Origin of the sequence: Clostridium kluyveri DSM 555, assembly GCF_000016505.1 — a bacterium.
Taxonomy (GTDB): Bacteria; Bacillota; Clostridia; order Clostridiales; family Clostridiaceae; genus Clostridium_B; species Clostridium_B kluyveri.
Map to the genome: position 1 here is coordinate 3137462 of NC_009706.1, position 19147 is coordinate 3156608.

Consider the following 19147-nt stretch of genomic DNA (forward strand, 5'->3'; position numbering starts at 1 on the left):
CTCCTTTACCAAATAAATTTAAAAGTGCAAAATGCAACTTTTTTAAAATTGAAATTCATTAATTTAAGTTTACTTTTTTATATGTTTAATAATTATATCAAAATATATCATAGATTATTTAAAAAATCAACAGTTAAATTATTAATTTATCAATAAACCCATGCTTAAAATGATAACCTTATCATAAAGTTTTTCTTTAATTATCACATTGATATAAAGTTCATTTATATTGCTTTTTATGTATTTTTGATATATTTCATAATTGATAAAATTCAAATTTTGTTATATTATATTATGTTACATTATGTTATATATATAATAGATGTCTGCTCTAAATTTTGATAAATTCATATATCATTTTGTCATTTATTATTATTTTTAAAAAATTAAAAATATATTTTTTATTTAAAAATTATTATATGTTTTTAATAAAAACCTAATTATAAATTTGTGTTTTTAGTAAATATGTATTAAAATTATTGTTAAAATTATTATATAAGTTAATGTCCTATAACTTTAAGATATACTATCATACTTTTATGAAAGGAGATACACTATGATAGAAAATACAGTCTTAACTCCCCAGGAAGTTGCGGGGATGCTAAAAATAACCAAGAATACAGTCTACGAATTGATTAAAAGAGGAGAATTAAATGGATATAAGGTAGGCAAAAAAATTCGTGTAGATTTAAAAGATGTGGAAAACTATAAAAATAGAACTAAGAATACAACAGGAGAAATTTCTCATAGACCTATTATCAAAGATGACTTGTCTTATTCTAATATGTTTTATCCCCGGGATGCAGATATCAGTGATGGTTTTGTAATTTGCGGACAGGATGTCCTTTTAGATATATTATCCAGATATATAGAATTTCACTGCAGTGGTATCAGAACTTTCCGCTCATATGTAGGAAGTTATAACGGACTTTTAGCACTATATCTTGGCAAAGTGCAGGTGGCTACTTCTCACCTTTGGGATGGAGATTCCGGCAAATACAACATACCATTTGTAAGGAGACTGATTCCTGGAATTCCAACAGTAATAATTCACCTGGCATGTAGAATGCAGGGTTTTTACGTACCTCATGGAAATCCAAAAAAAATTCAAGGCTGGGAGGATTTAAAAAGGAATGATATAACTATGGTAAACAGAGAAAAGGGATGTGGTACCAGAATTCTTTTAGATGAACACCTAAAATTACTAAATGTTAATGGAAAGGATATAAATGGTTATAATAGAGAATGTTTTTCCCATCTAACAGTAGCTAGCACCGTAGCAAGAGGTGGGGCAGATCTGGCCCTTGGAAACGAGAAGACCAGTCTGCAGGTTAAAGGTATAGACTTTATACCACTGCAAAAAGAAAGATATGAACTGGTTATAAAAAAAGAAAACATGTATGACTCTCCCTTTAAATCAATAATAGAAATAATACGCTCCAAAGAGTTCAAGACAGAACTTTCCGGCATAGGAGGCTACGATCTTACAGAAACAGGAAATATTATAGCAGAACTATAACATAATTTTAATAGCCTGTACAGGATGAACAGGGAGAACTCTCCTCAAAAGGTGAACTTTTTATATGAAAATTATATTGATTAATAATATATTCAGCAGGAAATCTATGGTGTATGCCACTGCTGAATTTTACTTTATCCTCATAGAATTCTATATTCAAAGGTACAATTTCCATAAAATTTTCATTAATTACACTTGGTCTTAATAAAGGCTCATGCAAATTTTTTTCTCCTTTTTTGCTTATAACTTCTATAGTATCTGTAGAAGTTATAAGTGATTCCACTCTGCCCTCATTAAAAAATTTCACAGAATTAGAATCTCCATAAATACCCAGGGCCTGGGTATCATAAGCCATTATAGTGCCTATTCCAGTGGAGATAGCTGTAGGTTTTGCAGGTTCAAAAGACTTAAGTTTCCCATCCTCATAAAAGGATACTCCTATACGAACAAATACATCTCCTGAAGGAGAATTTATTTTAATATCATTTTTACTCCAGAAAGTAAGGCTCTTTATACTTCCACTTTTATAAAAATATACTGAAATAATCTTCTCTTTTAATTTTCCCGTAGAAATATCAATCTCTATTTCTTCTGCCAGATTATATTCATCTTCTTCGGACCAGTAACCTGTTATTTTTCCATTCAAAGGAAAAATTCTCTTTATACTTTCATCTTCATAAAATGTAATAAGTTCAGCTGGTAGTATACCAATAGAAGTGTTAACATCAGTCTGTTTTTCAAGGTAAATTTTTTTTAAATTTCCATTATCGTAAAAAGCAGCAGAAGGTATATGTTTACTCCTTTCTTCACCGTATTCGTATTTAGGTATTAAAAGCCCATAGGGAGTTTCCAGTTTATTTAATTTATCTAATGTACATTCCCTCAAACTGCCATTCTCATGGTGCTTCACATATGTTAGCCCTTCCAAAATTCCATATTTGGTATTTATCCGTTCCATTTATTCCCCTCCCGACTTAATATATAGTTAAGAATTAAGAGTTAAAAGTAGAAGAAAATTACCTATAACTTTTGATTATTAACTCCTAATTCTTAATTGAATCTACAAATTTACGCCATTAGTATTACAGAAGATGCTTTAATTAAAGTTGTAACCTCCGAGCCAACTTTAATACCTAAATTTTTTAAAGACTCCATGGTAATAATGGAGCATATGGATCTGTCATTACCTAAATCCACAATAACTTCCGCATTTACAGCACCTTCTTTTATTTCAGTAACTTTTCCTCTCAATTGATTTCTTGCACTTATTTTCATATTTATCTACCTCCTTAAAGTACTCATATTTTGTTTTAATTTAACATAATTATACCTTTTTACAGTTTTTTTGCAACATATTTTTTAAAAAACCAAGAAAAACCACAAGATATATTTATCCTATAGTTTTCCCTTAATTTGATCTCATTAAGAAAAGCTGCTCTTTTCCTATACATATATCCCAGGGCTGTTTTAAATTCTCTATGTTATGCCACATTTCCTTTGTGATTTCCCAGCGCAGACTCTCTGTTTTGCCATATGCTCCCTCCCCTACACTATCCAGGCACACTTCCACAGTAAAAGGACTTTCATTTATATGATTTACCTTGCATTTAACAATATTATCTTTTTGTCCCGATTCTCCAAGACTTATGTAATGGGCTCTTATTCCCACATAGCATTGGGATTTTTCAATTTTTTTATTAACTTTAAGGGTACACCCCCAGTCCAGAGCCTCTAAAGTATTTTCATCCAATATTTTAATCCTGGATATATTTTTACACCCTGTAAGTCTTGCTGCTGCTACGGTACCGGGATTTTCAAATATATAATTTCTATCTCCAAAAACCTCTACTGCTCCATTATCCATTATTACAATATTTTTGCAAATACGATATATTTCGTCTCTATTATGAGACACAAAGACTGTAGTACCCTTATAGCTTGAAAGTACTTCTTTGAGTTTTTCTTCCATTTTATTTCTCAAATGGCTGTCCAGGGCAGAAAATGGCTCATCTAAAAGCAGTATTTCAGGATCTATGGCCATAGCTCTTGCAATGGCCACCCTCTGCTGTTGTCCCCCTGAAAGCTGACTGGGAAATCTATTTTCCAGTCCTTGAAGATCCATCATATTTATTTTTTCATTTATTATTTTCCTTTTCTCATCAGCTGACATACGACTTAATCCAAAACCTATATTCTGGCTTACTGTCATATTGGGAAACAATGCATAATTTTGAAATAAAAATCCACTCCTTCTCCTGCCACTTTTAACATTTATCTTTTTTTCTCCATCATATAAAACTTTTTCATTTAACATTATCTTTCCCTTATGTGGTGTTTCAAGACCCGCAATACACCTTAAAGTCATACTTTTACCAGAACCTGAAGCTCCAAGAAGTCCTATAATATTGTCTCTGGTATGAAATTTAACATTTAAATAAAATCCAGAGAAATTTTTTTCAATATCAACGTATAATCCCATGTTATTCCCTCCTAACTCCATAAACATTTCTTTTTTCATGTTCATTCCAATAGTTCATAAGGAAAATCACTATAGTTGAGATTATTACAATCAATATAACCCACATAAGGGCCTTATCCATTTCTCCGCTTTCAGCTGCGAAATAAATAGCCAGGGGAATTGTCTGGGTCCTGCCCGGTATATTTCCAGCTACCATAAGAGTAGCTCCAAATTCTCCAAGAGCTCTTGCAAAAGAAAGAATTGTAGCTGCAGCTATACCTGGCCATGCCAGAGGCAATATAACTTTCCAAAAAATTTTCCACCGGGACACTCCAAGAGTTCTGGCCGCATTTACAATATTATTATCCACCTGCTCAAAGGCCCCTTTAGTTGTCCTATACATCAGGGGAAAAGCAATAATAGTTGCAGCTATAACTGCAGCAGGCCATGAAAAAATCAAGTTAGTACCAATTTTCAACAAAAGTTTACCCATAGGTCCATTTTTCCCAAATATAAGCAGTAAAAAGAATCCCACTACCGTAGGGGGCAGTACAAGAGGTAATGTAAATATGGTATCCACAGCACTTTTAAATTTTCCATTATAATTAGTCATCCAATAGGCAGCAGCAATTCCAACAAAAAATGTTATGATGGTAGCTATAAAAGTAGTTTTCACTGAAATCCATGCCGGTGAAATATCAAAATTCATTCATATCACCTCTTTAAAATCAAGTAAGACTATATGTTCACCAATTTTCTACTCCCTTTTAATATTACATTACTAAACTATTCTCCCATCTTAAATCCATATTTCTCAAATACTGCTTTAGCTTTATCACCAGACAGGAACTTTAAAAAGCTTTTAGCTGCTTCTACATTTTTGCTGTCTTTAACTACTCCTACAGGATACACCACAGCTTTATGAGAATCCTCCGGTGCAGTGGCTGCAATCGCAGCTTTATCAGATACCAGTGCATCAGTTTTATAGACAATTCCTGCATCTGCATTTCCCGTTTCAACCCAGGTTAAAACTTCCTTTACATCTTTTCCATAAACAGCCTTTGACTTAACTTTATCCAATACATTCAAGTTTGTAAGTACTTCTTCTGCATATTGTCCAGCAGGTACACTCTTAGGCTCCCCAAGAGCTATTTTTTTAACATCATCTGATGTTAAATCCTCAAAGCTTTTAACTTTAGCTGAATCTTTTGGTACAACTAGTACTACATCATTTTGCAAAAGATTTTTAATGGTATCACTTACCATTAAATTTTTATTTTTGAGTTCATCCATCTGTTTTGTGGCAGCGGACATAAATATATCTGCCGGCGCACCCTGTTCAATTTGCTTCTGCAAGGTACCGGAGGCTCCAAAATTGTATGTAATTGCAACATTTGAGTTTTCTTTCACATACAGTTCTTTAATTTCATTCATGGAATCTTTTAAACTGGCAGCAGCAGATATAGTTAAAGTTGTCTTTGTTGAAGTATCGGATTTTTGATCCTTTGAATTTTCAGCAGTATTGCCACAACCTGCAGCCAAAAATACAATAAGTGAAAACAAAATTAAAGATAAAATTTTTTTAGTTCTTTTCAAATTAAATACCCCCTTAAATTAAAAAAATTAAATTGCCATGACAAAACATAACATTACATAACATAACTAGATAAAGCCAGAAATTACATCTATTTTTTATAATGTAATATTATGTATTATTATATATCTATGATTATATATTCAAATAAAGTATTAATCAAGAGTTTTCTGATAATTTATTATCATATTTACAATATTAAAGGTTTTCATTAACCAATTAAGAAATAAAAAGTTTTTTTATGCTTTAACTCATAATTTGTAGATAATTTGAGAAATGTATGTAAATTTAGGAATTGACTTCATTGAATTATCCCGTTGTAAATGTACTTAAAATGTAGTAGAATTCTCTATATTGAGTGATTCTTGGATTAAGAAGGAGAATGAAATGAAAAAGGGAGATGAGATTGCTGCATTAATTATAATTGTACTGCTTGTTATAAGTACTGCAGGAGTTTTAATATACAAAAACCGCATGGAAAGTTCCAGTAGGATTGCCCTGATAAAACAAGATGGCAAGCTTATAAAAACTATTAATTTAAGTACTGTTAAAAACAGTGAAGAATTTATTATAAAATACAAAGACAATGATTTTAATAAAATAAAGGTGGAAAAGGGAAGGATTCGCATTACAGATGCAAACTGCCCTGATAAAATATGTGTAAAAAAAGGGTGGATATCAAAGCCCGGGGAAAACATTGTATGCCTTCCCCACAGACTTATAATAAGTATAGATGGTAAAAATTCAAATTATGACGATATTACAAGATAGGGCTTAACCATTTTAAAAACATATGTAAAGATTATACGCTTATAATATTGTTCAGCTCCTCAACCAGCCCTGAAAGCTCTTCTACATTACCTGTGACTTCCTCTATCGAGGAGGATTGATTTTCTGTAGTTTTAAGGGTGGATTCTGATTCATTGAGAGCTTTGGCAACAGCTGATTGTATCCTGTCTGTAAGGGATACAATCTTTTGTGTTGTTTCTTTGGAGCTTTCAGATAATGTTCTTATTTCATTTGCCACTACCCCAAATCCCTTTCCTGATTCTCCAGCCCTGGCAGCTTCTATAGCTGCATTTAAACCAAGCATCTTGGTTTTATCCGCTATGTTTTTTATGGAATTCAATATGTTATTTATACCTTCAGAGATCTCATTTATATTATTTATGTTCTGGGCAAGTACATGCTGGTTATTTGTTACATCAACGGAAGACACTGCAAGTTCCTCCATGGTAGTAGATATCTGTCTAAAGCTGTTATTTAGTACTTCCGCAATTGAAGTAATTTTATCCCTAGATTGTGAATTATGTTTAATCTGTTCATAACCAATTTTTGACAGATAATTTGCCACAACATAAAGAAGCTCTGCTGCAGCCTTTACATTTTTCTCTTCTATAATTTTAATTTGTTCTAAAGCCTCCAGATATCTGTCCTCATTAAACCCTATTTCTTTTGCAATTTTCCTGAATTCCGATTTTTCAGGTTTTTCATATAGTATTTGTCCTCCTAAAATTGTGCCTATGGATTCTCCTTCTATAGTAATAGGTGCTGCAAAATCTATCAACCCTGCATGACATTTATATATGTATGGTTTCTTTGTTCTTGTGGCTTCTTCTCCACCCCTTTTATGGGATTCTGCACATCTGTCATCTCCTATTTTGGTTGAATGGGTATACTGGCAAAGGCTTGTATAGGAACTTGGTCTTGTTACAGGATTGCCATTTCTATCTACAGTTACACTGGCTATATTCATACTTTCCGCAAAATTATCCTGAAATTTTTGTAACATGTCAATATCCAGTACATCCTTGATCTCAAGTACACTTAAATCAAGCTCTCCGCCATTTAATATTCTAATCATAGGCAAATCCTCCTCTTAAAATAACTCTAATAAATATAATACTTATACGTATTATTATAGGTTTGCCCAACACATTATTCAACATTTTTTTGGTTAATTTAACGTTGAATTCATATATAATACACAATATGTAATAAATTCAATAATAATAGTATATTATTGTGAACGATGTTATTATAAAGTTGCATTTTCCAAAAAATTAGATTAAATCTACGGTATAAATGTCCTTTTTTTCTACGACTATAATTAGCACTTTCTTTAATCCCTCTTTTTCCAGCTCTTCTTGAACCATTTTACTTTCTCCATACAATTGAAGTTGTTTCAACCCCTGTTTTTTTACCTTGTCTAATGTATCTCTATCACTTTCTCTTACATACTTCAATATTATAATCTTCATTGATTTTCTGAAAACGCTGCTCCCAATAAATAGTTTTTATAACATAATTAGGTACATTTAGCACAGTTCCAAGAGGTCCTGCTCCTTTTATAGTAAGCATTCCAAGATAAAAAAGCAGTGACTTAAAATTCTCTTTCACACTATACATGGTGTGAATGTTAAATCTGTCTACGAGAATTGTAGCTGTTTGACCTAGGGACATTATTTCTTCCAAAGCTTCCCTATCATTAAAATTACGTGCCAATTGATTAACTTTACCATAATCTGTTTTTACATTATTATCTATCATTTCTTTAGGATAACGATTATATGCTAAATAACCTTCAAGAAAATACATAGTCATATCTGGATTAAAAACAGATTCACTGTTTTCATTAAATTTGTATCCATTATAGTATTCCGTCATATCTTTGCACATTTTTTTGTAATTTCTATATCTTGTATGCCTACCTCATCCATAATCCAGGAAAGTTCATCCCCAGTAAATCCAAGCATAGCATTAAGGTTTTCATCTAAAGTATAGTTTCTAGTTATATTAAAGCCGCTAGTCAAATCATCCAGCATTATAGGACTTACTCCAGTCATAAATATTCTATTAAAATTATCCATAGTGGCATCTTTTAAGGCTTTATAAAAGACTTTAACGAAACCTTCTTCACCATGAAGTATACTGCTGTAAGTATTTTGTTTTCCTCCAGTTATTAGTTCATTTGCAAAGTTATCATATTCATCTATTAAGACAAAAACAGGTATCTTTGCTTTTCTAGAAAGATAAGCTATGTATTCAACTGCTGCTTCCGCTTCAATAATATCTTGAACTACTTTTTCACTCTGAAAAAAATAAGAATATTTCACAAAAAAACTTTTCACTGAATAAGTTATTTTCGTATTAAAACTTTTTCTTAATTCCTCTTCTCCGTGGCCTGCATCTACACTGGCAAAACTCATCCTCCAAACGAGAAATTTATTTTTATTCTTTGTGGGTTTTTTACCTATATATAATTCTCCAAATAAATCCTGAAATTTATCCTTTTTATTTATATCGTAATAATTTTCAAGCATTGATATAAATAAACTCTTTCCAAATCTTCTGGGTCTTATAAAAAATTGATAAGGTGCATATCTATCCAATAACTCTATATAGGATGTTTTATCTACATAATGAATACACTTATTATTACTTAAGAGAAACTTATTATTTAAAATCTCAAATGGCTCAAAGTTGTATGAAAACTGCTATTGCTAAATATAAAACCAATAAGTCAAATGGACATGATTTTACCTTAGTGCAGTTTGAGAACTTAGAATATGACCTTGTTTGGAATCGAGATTATTCTCTAAATAAAAATATATTCTCTATTAATAGTCTACAAGGTAGACTAAAAATCCCCTACCAATCTAAAGGCATGGAAAAGTATTTTGATGGTTCTTATAGTTTTGGTACTGCTAAATTAGTATATAAATTTAATAAATACTTTTTGCACATACCAGTGACTAAAGACTATCCTCAAACCACGCCTTTTGAAATTAACAAAATTGTAGGCATTGACCTCGGCATAAATTTTCTAGCTACTACTTATGACAGCTTTGGTAAAGCTACATTCTACCAAGGTAGACATATAAAAGCCAAAAGAGGTCATTATAAAATTCTAAGAAAACAGCTTCAAGAATGTGGCAGTAAATCAGCAAAGCGTAGAATTAAATCTATAGGTTCAAGAGAAAACCGTTATGTATCTGACATAAACCACCAGATAACAAAGTCACTCGTTGACAAGTACGGAACAAATACCTTGTTTGTACTTGAAGATTTAACTAACGTTAGAACTGCTACTGAAAAAGTAACTATCAATAATAGGTATGTTTCTGTATCCTGGGCTTTCTATCAATTTAGGCAACTATTGGAATATAAAGCACAAATGAATGGCTCAATAGTTATGGCAGTCAATCCTAAATATACAAGTCAAACTTGCCCTAAATGTGGGCATATTGAAAAAGCTAATAGAGATAAGAAAAACCATATCTTTAAGTGCAAAAATTGCAGCTATCAGTCAAATGATGATAGAATCGGAGCAATAAATCTTTGGAGAAAAGGCATTGAATATATTGAACAATCCTTCAAAGAACATAGTGAGTAAACTTGCTACGTTGCGGTGCAGTCAATCACCGTATCGTAACCTACATTTGAGGTGGGAGATATTTTGATCGTTAGTACCACGTGTAGCAGAGTTACAAGCTCCCGCCTCTTTAGGCGGTGAGTCATTGACAGCTCTCATTAATAAGATTTTCTCCCTTTACAGCTTGTACCTGTACAGGAAATACCAAGACAAAAAACAATATAAAAATCCCAAGTATATTTTTTATGTATTTACAATTCAATAAAAGCCCTCCTTACCCTACTTTAACTTATTCATTCAAACAAAGCCATTATTTCTGATAATGTATCTAAGGAAAAATTACTTAAGAAAACCTTTTGAAGATCCAACTTTTCCGTTTCTGAAAGATTATCGTACTGAGATTTAAGAGATGAAGTATCTATCTCTTTAGAGGGGTCATTCATCTTTTTTATAAGTACGGACTTTACATCCGCCACCAGATCTTTTTCTGGCTGAGTTTTAACTGCAGCTTCAATATTATCCATTTTGCTCACTGTTTCCACAAGATCCGGGTTTGTAATGGTGAATTCCATTCTAACTTCTTTTAGAAGCTGGCAGCCATCTTTACTCGTCACTGATTTTTTTATACACAGGGTATAGGTTTTCCCCTTTTCATAATTTGAATCAGGTGATAGAGTTATAGACAGGTTATCACTGCTCAAGGACAATGTAATTGGAACCATCTGCTCATCACTGTCCAATACCTGTATGTTTTGTTCTATAACAGTACTTGCGTTCAATTCCTTATTAAATTTTATTGTCCAGCTTTTATTCTGCGCTATGTTGGATTTAGAATCCATGTATTTTATATCATAGTCAAAGGCCTTAACGGGAATACCATATACTAAAATGCAAATTATAGACACTAGAAAAATATGTTTTAGTTTCACAAAGAATCCTCCTCTTTAATATTTAGCTATATTATAGCATAATAGAATAGGATTCATGGTAAAATTATGTGATATTGATGTTGAAATTTATTATTACTTTGGTATTAAGGTGGGCTCTTAAAAAGACGTTTTTTAAAACGCCTTTTTAGTTAAATGCATTAATAAAAGATTAGATTGCTATTAACGACTTTATTATTATCCAATAGGCTTGTTTATCTAAATGTAAATATCTTACTGAAAAATCATCTTCCATTTATCCTTAACACTTACAGCATCGTCTATTTTCATATCAGTTTCAATAGCTAAATTACATATTCTAGCTTTCATGGATTTAACCATAAAGCCATCTAGAGAAAATTTGCTTGAAGCTACTATGTTATTTTGTTCATCTTTGATTGTTATAGGAATCTCTTGCAATCCTACATCTTTATTTGTTGAATTTCTTATTACAAGTGTTATAATAATTTTGCCATCTGCACCATGAATTATATCAAAAGTGGATATACTTAACTGTCCCTTTTCTATTCCAGGAAGTTCATATAAGAATTTCTCAAAAACATTACTAAATCTTTCAAATCCCTTTGGAATTTCTTCATACTCTATATCAGCGTAATTTACAGCTTTTACCCTAGAATTAAATACTATTTTACACTGCTGATCCTGAAATTTTTCCATTTTCACTAACTTCTTATCAAAATGAATTTTCCAAGGTCTTGCTCCACCTGAAGGAATATTTCCCATATTTTTTAAGTTAAAAGTTTTACTGGCAATTTCCTCATTTTGGGCATTCAATAAGATTAATGGAACAAACTCAAAGTTTATATCCCTATTTAATCCATTTCTAAAATATACTTTAGCTTCTAGTTCTTCTCCATCATCAAAGACATAAACTGTAGATATGTTTATGTCATTTTCTTTTATGGGATTCATTTCAGAAAGTTCTTCCTCCATTATCTCTTTTTGAACATTGGATATTATATCTCCATGCCCTTGTGCTAGGGATAATTCCATTTTTACATCTTCAGCCATAAATTTTACCTCCAAAACTTGTACTTACACTTAATTTCCTATAGAAATTATAAATCAACTCTTATTAAATATCTATCCATATACTTCTTTCATTTTTATTATATCATAAACTGTCCTTTTCAAATTAACTTTTTATTATTTCATAAGCTTTGAAAACAGCCTCATTTAAAAAACACTTTTGTAGTGACCTAATATTGACTATATTTTAAAAAAATATTTACTTTTTATTTACCTTCATGTATACTTACCCTATGTATAAATTACCATGCTTTGGAGGTGCTTTAAATGTTTATAAGAGAGTATAAAACTAAAAATAAAAAAAATGGCAATACATACATAACCCACAAATTGGTTGAGGCCTATCGTGTTAATACTACTGTAAAACAACGTATTATTATGAACCTTGGTACCCTGTCTGTTCCAAGATCAGATTGGCGAAAACTAGCTGTGATTTTAGAATCAAGACTTTCAGGGCAGGTATGTATATTTGAAAGGGATACCAATTTAAATGAAATAGCAGCAAAAGCCATAGAACATCATGAATTAATACAGGACAGAAATAAATCTAAAACTCAGAGAGTACAGCAAAGTAAAATAATTTCCATAGACATTGAATCCCTTAGAACAAGTAAAAATCGTTCATTGGGTCCTGAACTCGTGGCAAACTCAGCATGGGAACAGCTGCAATTTGAAGAGATATTAAAAGATGCTGATATAAATGAAAAAGAGAGAGCAGTGGCAAAAGCTGTTATTATAGGACGTCTCATTAATCCATCCACTGAATTGGATGCCTTAGACTGGATTAATAACCGTTCAAGTATACTTGAATTATTACCTGTGCATATTGACATGTTAAGCAAAGATGCTGTATACGAAATAACAGATAAATTATTTGCCCATAAAGATCACATAGAAACATCCGTAAGAAAAAAAGAAGAGGATTTACTTAAAAAATCAGATACAATATTTTTATTTGATCTCACTAACGCATATTTTAAAAAGAGTGGTAAAAAAAATTCTATAACACGCCATGATGTTTCAAAGAAAAAAGAGTTCCATTGTCCCCTGGTTACATTGACTGTATGTGTAAATAGTTTAGGATTTCCTATATATAGTGAAATTTATGATAGCAATCAGTCAGAGCCTGAAACTCTGGAGGATATTTTATATAGATTAGAACGCAAAAATACTACATTATCTGTAATGAAGCCCACCCTCATCATAAATAGAAAAATTGCCACCAAAGACAATATATCTTTGATAAAGAGTAAAGGTTATGAATACATATTAATACAACAAATCAGTGGGGAAGAAAAATATAATAAAGAATTTAAAAATGCAAAAGATACTTTTGAAGTAATTAAATCCGATAGACCTAATGCTTATGGTGAATTAAACAATTTATATATAAAAAAAATAGACCTTGAAGAAACAAGCAGAATCATTTGCTTAAATGAAAACAGATTACAGGAATATACATCAATAAACGTAAAGAAAGAAGAAGATTTCATTGAAGATATAAAAAAAATAGAAAACTCTATAAACAAAGGATACTTAAAGGTTGTGGAAAAAGTGGGGGAAAGAATAGAAAAATTAAAACAAAAATACCCATCTATAGCTGGATATTATGATATAAATATCAATCTTAATGAAGAAAATAAAAAAGTTAAAGAAATAAGCTGGATCAAAAAACCTAAAAAACAGGAAAAAGACATATTCTCTGAATGTTGTGTCATAGAAACAACTCTTAAGAAAATGGATGCAAAGAATATATGGGATATATACATTATGTTAAAAAATGTACAATATTCATTCAAAACATTAAAAACAGATTTAGGGCTGATACCAATATATCATCAGAAAGCCGAAAGGACAAAGGCACACTTATTTATATCGGTACTTGCATATCACCTATTAAATAGTATCGAAAAAAGATTAAAAGATAATGATGATCATAGAAAATGGTCAACTATAATGGAACAATTATCCACCCACAAAAGAAGCACTGTAATATTTACCGATGAAGATAATCAAATACATCATATCAGAGTTTCAAGTATGCCCGAGAGTGTACATGAAGAAATATATAGACTATTAAATATAGAGGATATTACTAAAAGAGTTTACAATCTGGCAGGGTTTAGATTGTAGTTACTAAATGAAAGGGAGAGATATAATGATACTTTTAAAGGCAGCAGTCAATCAATATAAAAAATACTTAATAAACACTGAAAAAAGCAAAGAAACAATAACAGGATACAGTAACCACCTTAAAAGAATGGAATCATATCTTATTGAGAAATTCAATTATCCTCCATATTTACAGGATATAACACTTACCAATCTTGAAGAATATTTGGACAGTCAATTAGCTCGAGGATTAGCTCAGGCAAGCAGAAGCAAAAGCTATTATATAATAAGATCTTTTTATAATTACTGCTGCAGAAAAGAGCTAGTTGAAAAAAACATAGCTCTAAATCTTGAACCAATAAAAGTAAAGAGGAAAGAAAGAACCTATCTGACTAAAAATGAAGTGATAGTTTTAGTACAAAAGATGGAAAATGAATTGATAAAAACAATAGTAATGGCAATATATCATACAGGCATGAGAATATCAGAATGCACTAATTTAAAGATTAAAAGTGTAGATTTTAAAAATAAAGTAATACATATAATTGGGGGGAAAGGAAATAAAGACAGGGATATTCCAATAAGTGACACACTAAATAAAATTCTAACAAAGTATATTAAAAATGAAAGGCTGGAGGTAAATAGTAACTACTTTTTCGCAACTAAAGCTTCAGGAAGAATTTCACCCCAGCATATTAATAGACAGATAAACGAAACAGTTAAAAGGCTTGGATGGGAAAAACACGTATCCGCTCACATTTTAAGACACAGTTTTGCATCAAAACTAATTCAGCAGGAAGTCAATCTGGTTAAAATTCAAAAACTACTGGGACATTCAGACCTGAGAGTAACATCAATTTACACACATACCAGTAAAGAAGAATTAAGACAAGCTGTAAATGTAATTTAAAGATAAAGGAGAATGCTATACCAATGGAAGAAATATCAAAAAAAGCAATCTATAATGATAAAGTAAAATTAATATTAAAAGGATTAACAGAAGGTAAATCAAGAGAAGAACTGGCAGAAGAACTTGGATATAAGAATTACAAGAGCTTAGATATGTATATGAGAAGAAAGCATTGGAGATGGAATTCCAAAACTGAAAAATATAAAGAGGAAGTTCCAAAAACAACATTTAATGATAATCTAAATAAAATCAAGACAATTGGTACAAAGGCAGGCAGAGTAATAGACTTATTTGACAGCGGAATAGAAGAGCCAATTACAATTGCTAAAAAAGCAGGCTTTAGAGATCACATTGAAATGGCAAAACATATGAGAAATCAAAATTACATCTGGGATGAAAAATCAAATAATTATGTAATGAGAGCAGGAAAGTTAGAGAATGAAACTCTAACAAAACAATCCCTGGATATAACATATGAAACAGATATTAATCAATTCATACCACTACTAAAGATGCTGCAAAGTAATAAGGATAAATTAATAGAAAATTTAATGCCAGAACTGCAAACACACAAAATACCCACATATTTAGTTCCAGGTATTCCAACTATACTATCAGCACAGATGATGAGCAGCTTGAAATTTTTATTAAAGGAGTATTCAAATGAAAAAAATATAACCCAAAGACAAATATTAGAGGTAGCACTAATAGAGTTCTTTAATAAATACGGATACAAATATAAGGTAAATAAAATGCTTAATGCTTAATAATAACCATCTACTAAATAACAGTGATTAAACTCACTGTTATTTTTCAAAAATCAGGCAATTCTCTAAAGTACAATAAAACTGTAGAAAAAAAACTCATTGTTTTGTAATTATTAGTGTATCTAATAATAGCTTAATTATAGTTCAACAAAATACAGAGTTGTCAGCGGTAAAAAGCATTAATTTAACTAAAATAGGAGTAGGTAGAAATAGGAATGCCTTGGGTTCAGTAAGTGCTATTAGCAATACTGATGAAACAGTAACAGTATCAGGTACAGCTACAAACGCTGAAAAAGTTAAAGTTACGTTAGGAACAAACGCTGCAGTAGAAGTAACTCCAGCACCTGATGGAACGTTCACATACACTTCAGGTATATTAGCAGTTGGAAACTATGACATTAGTGTAGTAGCTATAAAAGGTGAAGAAACTTCGGAAGCTAAAACAACTACAGCGGCAGTAACAAATGTGGCTCCAACAATTGAATCTGTAACAAATGTCAATGGAAATCAATTAGTTGTAGTGTTTAGTGAAAAAGTAAACAAGGCTCTAGTTGAAAATACTGGAAATTCAATATTTGTATTGAGAAACATAACTACAGGAGCACAGCATACTCTTGATGCAAGCGATTTAGCTCTCTTAGGGGAAGATGGCAAAACTTTAACAATTAATCTTGATAAATCAAATGGTGAAACTACTGACTTATTAGGAGTTGATGATTTAGGCACATTAGATGCTGTACAATATAGGTTATTTATTAATCCATCTACATCTATAGCTGCAAATCGTATTAAAGATTTGTCAGGTAATGACCTTGCTGTAAATACTTATAAAGATTTTACAGGAGTGATTGCATCTGATTCACAAGCACCTTCATTGGTAAGTGCTGCATTAAATCTGGAAGCTGGATCAAATGGTCAGTTGGTGTTAACAGCTTCTGAAATTGCTCAATCAACAGATGCCTCAGTTGACCAAAGCAAAATAACAATTGGTGGAGTTTCACTTACTTCTGCAGCAGTTGCAGCTAGTGGAGACTCTGGAACAATAATAATAAATTTAACGGCAGCACAGAAAACAGCAATAGGTGCATTAACTGATTTAACAGTAAATGTTCAACCAGGAGCATTTAAAGATGTTGCCGGAAATGATAATATAGCGGGATCAGTGGTAGCAACAAAATCACAATATGCAAAATTACAAAGCTCAACGTGGAATGAATTGGATAATACTTTAACATTAGTGTTCGATCAAGGTATAGATGTTTCTAAGTTTACTGATTTTGCTAGTGTATCTTTAACGGGCAATGCTACTAGAACATTAGCTGATTTGGGGATGAATTTAACAACAACAACAAATGGCAAAACGGTGGTATTTACAGCAACAGATTCACAAAATGTAGACTTATTAGCATTTGAAGGATCAGGAGTAGCTCCAGCTACCCATACAATATCCTTTGCTAGTGGTGTATTTAAGACTGTAAGTGGTTTAAGTAGTGAAAGTGTTACTGCAGCAGATTTAACTTATGAAAATGATGATATTAAACCAGTTATAGAAAGTTCATCTTATGAAGCAAGCACAAACTTATTACATTTAGTATTTAGTGAACCAGTATTAATGAATTCTGCAAATTTTGCATCAGGTAATGATGTACAATTCTTTGCTGATGGAGATGATACAACTCAAATTGATGATTTAACTTCATTAATACAAGCGGATATGAAGAGTAAAGCTGATGGATCAACTCAATATCTTGCAACTGATTATGCAAAAGAGGTATGGATAGATGTTGATGCTAATGCTGCTGCCGCAGCAGCATTAGAGGGCATAACAGATAAATCTTCATTAAAAGTTAGATTAGGTAATGCTGATGTACTTACAGATACGAACTCAAATAATAGTATAGTTCAAACAAAAGATACTCAAATACCTGTAACTTATAACAATGCTACAGCAACAACTTGTACTCCATCAAATCAGTCATTGAGATTAGTTAAATTAACATTTAACAAAGATATGGATGCTAGTACTGTAACAAAAGATAAGTTCACAGTAGCTCTTGCATCTAATGCAAATGTTGTAAAAACAGTACAGGCAATAATACCAACAAGTGATGCAAGAATATTCTTCCTTGATCTAGGAACAGTTGCCGCTAATCAATTAACCGCGACTTCAAATTATAAAGTTAGCTATTCATCTGGAATGAAAGATACCTACAATGTTGAAGTAGCCGCAGGAAATATAACAATTACAGCAGCTGATGATGCAACAACAGTTGCAGCATCTGCTCCGGCACCTACATTTGTAGATAATGGAACAGTTGGAGTAAATGCTGGGGACAAGATAGTATTAACATATGCTGAACCAGTGACTGTAGCCGTAACAAATGAAACATTTAGAGTAGCTAATCCAACAGTTGGTACAGATGCTACAATAGCAGTTGGTGATAAAGCTAACCAAGTTGTTATAACTTTGGGACAGGGTACAACATTTGCACTTAATTCAACACCATTGAATCTTGCAGTTACTGACATTAATGATTATAAAGGTCTTAATTTAACAGGGACTGAAACGAGAACAGTGGCATATCCAGCAGATGCTGCAGTACCTGCTCAAACAGGTAATATTGTTTACAAAGATGTTGATGCTAATGGTGTACTTTCAGCAGGAGACACAATTACAATTCCATATAATGTTGATTTAGATTCAACACAGAATATTAATGAATCCAATATTACAGTTCTTAATGGAGCTGGATCAGCTCTAAATAGTGCGACAACATTTACAGCAACAGAAAGTGGAAAAATCCTTACAATTACATTTGATGCTGTGAATGCAGCAGATGTGTTACCAACATCAATAAGTGCAACTGTAGGAATCACGGGCTCAGGTTCTAATATCAAGAGCTTGTGGGGACGTGAAGCTGAGGACTTAAGTGCTAAACAACCTACACTTGAAACCACAACGAAACCATATATTACATCAGCTAATTATGACAATACAAATCAAGTATTACGTATTACATTTAGTGAAGCTATCTCAACTACAGCATCTCCAATCGTAGAAGATGACTTAGATAGGTTATTTGTATTAAGTTCGGGATATGATATTTCAAAAGATAATTTAACAACTATTGAACTTGATTCAGCAGATACAACTAATAGGACAGTTAAATTAACATTTACAGCAACACCTACTATTGATGAGGGAATTACTACAATTAATGTAATTGCTGGAGGTGCAACTACTGCAGTTAATAAGGGTATACTTGACTTTGATGGTAACCAATTAAAGAGAAATGATGCTACTGGAGTAGTAATTGGAACTTATGTAGCACCATAAGCGAAACTTAGGAGTACAAGCCATTTTTATTTTCATAAAGGATAAGCGGTAAATTACTCGTGTATAAGCATAAAAATAAACGGTCATTCATTAGAATGA

At 31.7% G+C, this 19147-nt stretch carries 15 protein-coding genes and 1 pseudogene; 7 read left to right on the forward strand and 9 right to left on the reverse strand.

Annotation, left to right across the window (positions count from 1 at the left end; all coding sequences use genetic code 11):
• Positions 1 to 556 precede the first annotated feature (556 nt).
• Positions 557 to 1519: a helix-turn-helix transcriptional regulator gene (locus CKL_RS15005; protein ID WP_012103425.1), complete on the forward strand. Its 963-nt coding sequence runs from the start codon at positions 557 to 559 to the stop codon at positions 1517 to 1519.
• A 7-nt stretch (positions 1520 to 1526) separates the two neighbouring features.
• Here CKL_RS15005 and CKL_RS15010 read toward each other — a convergent pair whose 3' ends face one another.
• From CKL_RS15010 to modA, 5 genes are all read right to left on the reverse strand, one after another.
• Complete coding sequence (locus CKL_RS15010) at positions 1527 to 2477, reverse strand: hypothetical protein (RefSeq protein WP_012103426.1); 951 nt, start codon at positions 2475 to 2477, stop codon at positions 1527 to 1529.
• Positions 2478 to 2587: 110 nt separating this feature from the next.
• The gene (locus CKL_RS15015; RefSeq protein WP_012103427.1) at positions 2588 to 2794 is read right to left on the reverse strand and encodes a TOBE domain-containing protein; all 207 of its coding nucleotides are present in this window, start codon (positions 2792 to 2794) and stop codon (positions 2588 to 2590) included.
• Between the two features lie 133 nt (positions 2795 to 2927).
• On the reverse strand, positions 2928 to 3998 hold the full coding sequence (locus CKL_RS15020; RefSeq protein ID WP_012103428.1) for a sulfate/molybdate ABC transporter ATP-binding protein: 1071 nt from the start codon (positions 3996 to 3998) through the stop codon (positions 2928 to 2930).
• Position 3999: 1 nt separating this feature from the next.
• Entirely contained in the window at positions 4000 to 4686 is a 687-nt protein-coding gene (gene modB / locus CKL_RS15025; protein WP_012103429.1) for a molybdate ABC transporter permease subunit, read from the reverse strand.
• A gap of 77 nt (positions 4687 to 4763) precedes the next feature.
• Positions 4764 to 5573: a molybdate ABC transporter substrate-binding protein gene (gene modA / locus CKL_RS15030; RefSeq protein ID WP_012103430.1), complete on the reverse strand. Its 810-nt coding sequence runs from the start codon at positions 5571 to 5573 to the stop codon at positions 4764 to 4766.
• A gap of 385 nt (positions 5574 to 5958) precedes the next feature.
• Between modA and CKL_RS15035 the strand changes: the two genes are divergently transcribed.
• Complete coding sequence (locus CKL_RS15035) at positions 5959 to 6342, forward strand: NusG domain II-containing protein (RefSeq protein ID WP_012103431.1); 384 nt, start codon at positions 5959 to 5961, stop codon at positions 6340 to 6342.
• A gap of 31 nt (positions 6343 to 6373) precedes the next feature.
• On the opposite strand, the gene CKL_RS15040 is transcribed toward CKL_RS15035, so the two are convergent.
• A complete protein-coding gene (locus CKL_RS15040) occupies positions 6374 to 7435 on the reverse strand; it encodes a PocR ligand-binding domain-containing protein (protein ID WP_012103432.1) in 1062 nt (353 codons plus the stop codon).
• A gap of 199 nt (positions 7436 to 7634) precedes the next feature.
• Positions 7635 to 9038 (reverse strand): annotated as a pseudogene (locus CKL_RS21745) (AAA family ATPase).
• A gap of 5 nt (positions 9039 to 9043) precedes the next feature.
• On the opposite strand from CKL_RS21745, the gene CKL_RS15050 reads away from it, so the two are divergent.
• Positions 9044 to 9967, forward strand: coding sequence for a transposase (locus tag CKL_RS15050; protein ID WP_242649430.1), 924 nt, complete (start codon positions 9044 to 9046; stop codon positions 9965 to 9967).
• A 272-nt stretch (positions 9968 to 10239) separates the two neighbouring features.
• On the opposite strand, the gene CKL_RS15055 is transcribed toward CKL_RS15050, so the two are convergent.
• Complete coding sequence (locus tag CKL_RS15055) at positions 10240 to 10875, reverse strand: Ig-like domain-containing domain (RefSeq protein ID WP_012103436.1); 636 nt, start codon at positions 10873 to 10875, stop codon at positions 10240 to 10242.
• Between the two features lie 231 nt (positions 10876 to 11106).
• Positions 11107 to 11904 (reverse strand): SLAP domain-containing protein, encoded by a 798-nt coding sequence (locus CKL_RS15060; RefSeq protein ID WP_041700850.1) that lies wholly within the window; start codon positions 11902 to 11904, stop codon positions 11107 to 11109.
• A gap of 285 nt (positions 11905 to 12189) precedes the next feature.
• On the opposite strand from CKL_RS15060, the gene CKL_RS15065 reads away from it, so the two are divergent.
• The 4 genes from CKL_RS15065 to CKL_RS15080 all read left to right on the forward strand — a co-directional run bounded on the left by CKL_RS15065 (position 12190) and on the right by CKL_RS15080 (position 19048).
• On the forward strand, positions 12190 to 14055 hold the full coding sequence (locus CKL_RS15065) for an IS1634 family transposase (RefSeq protein WP_012103438.1): 1866 nt from the start codon (positions 12190 to 12192) through the stop codon (positions 14053 to 14055).
• A gap of 25 nt (positions 14056 to 14080) precedes the next feature.
• A complete protein-coding gene (locus tag CKL_RS15070; RefSeq protein ID WP_012103439.1) occupies positions 14081 to 14944 on the forward strand; it encodes a tyrosine-type recombinase/integrase in 864 nt (287 codons plus the stop codon).
• A 23-nt stretch (positions 14945 to 14967) separates the two neighbouring features.
• Complete coding sequence (locus CKL_RS15075) at positions 14968 to 15711, forward strand: hypothetical protein (protein ID WP_012103440.1); 744 nt, start codon at positions 14968 to 14970, stop codon at positions 15709 to 15711.
• 160 nt (positions 15712 to 15871) lie between these two features.
• Positions 15872 to 19048 carry a beta strand repeat-containing protein gene (locus CKL_RS15080; protein WP_012620857.1) on the forward strand — a complete coding sequence of 1059 codons (3177 nt, stop codon included), beginning with the start codon at positions 15872 to 15874 and terminating at the stop codon, positions 19046 to 19048.
• The last annotated feature ends 99 nt before the right edge of the window (positions 19049 to 19147 follow it).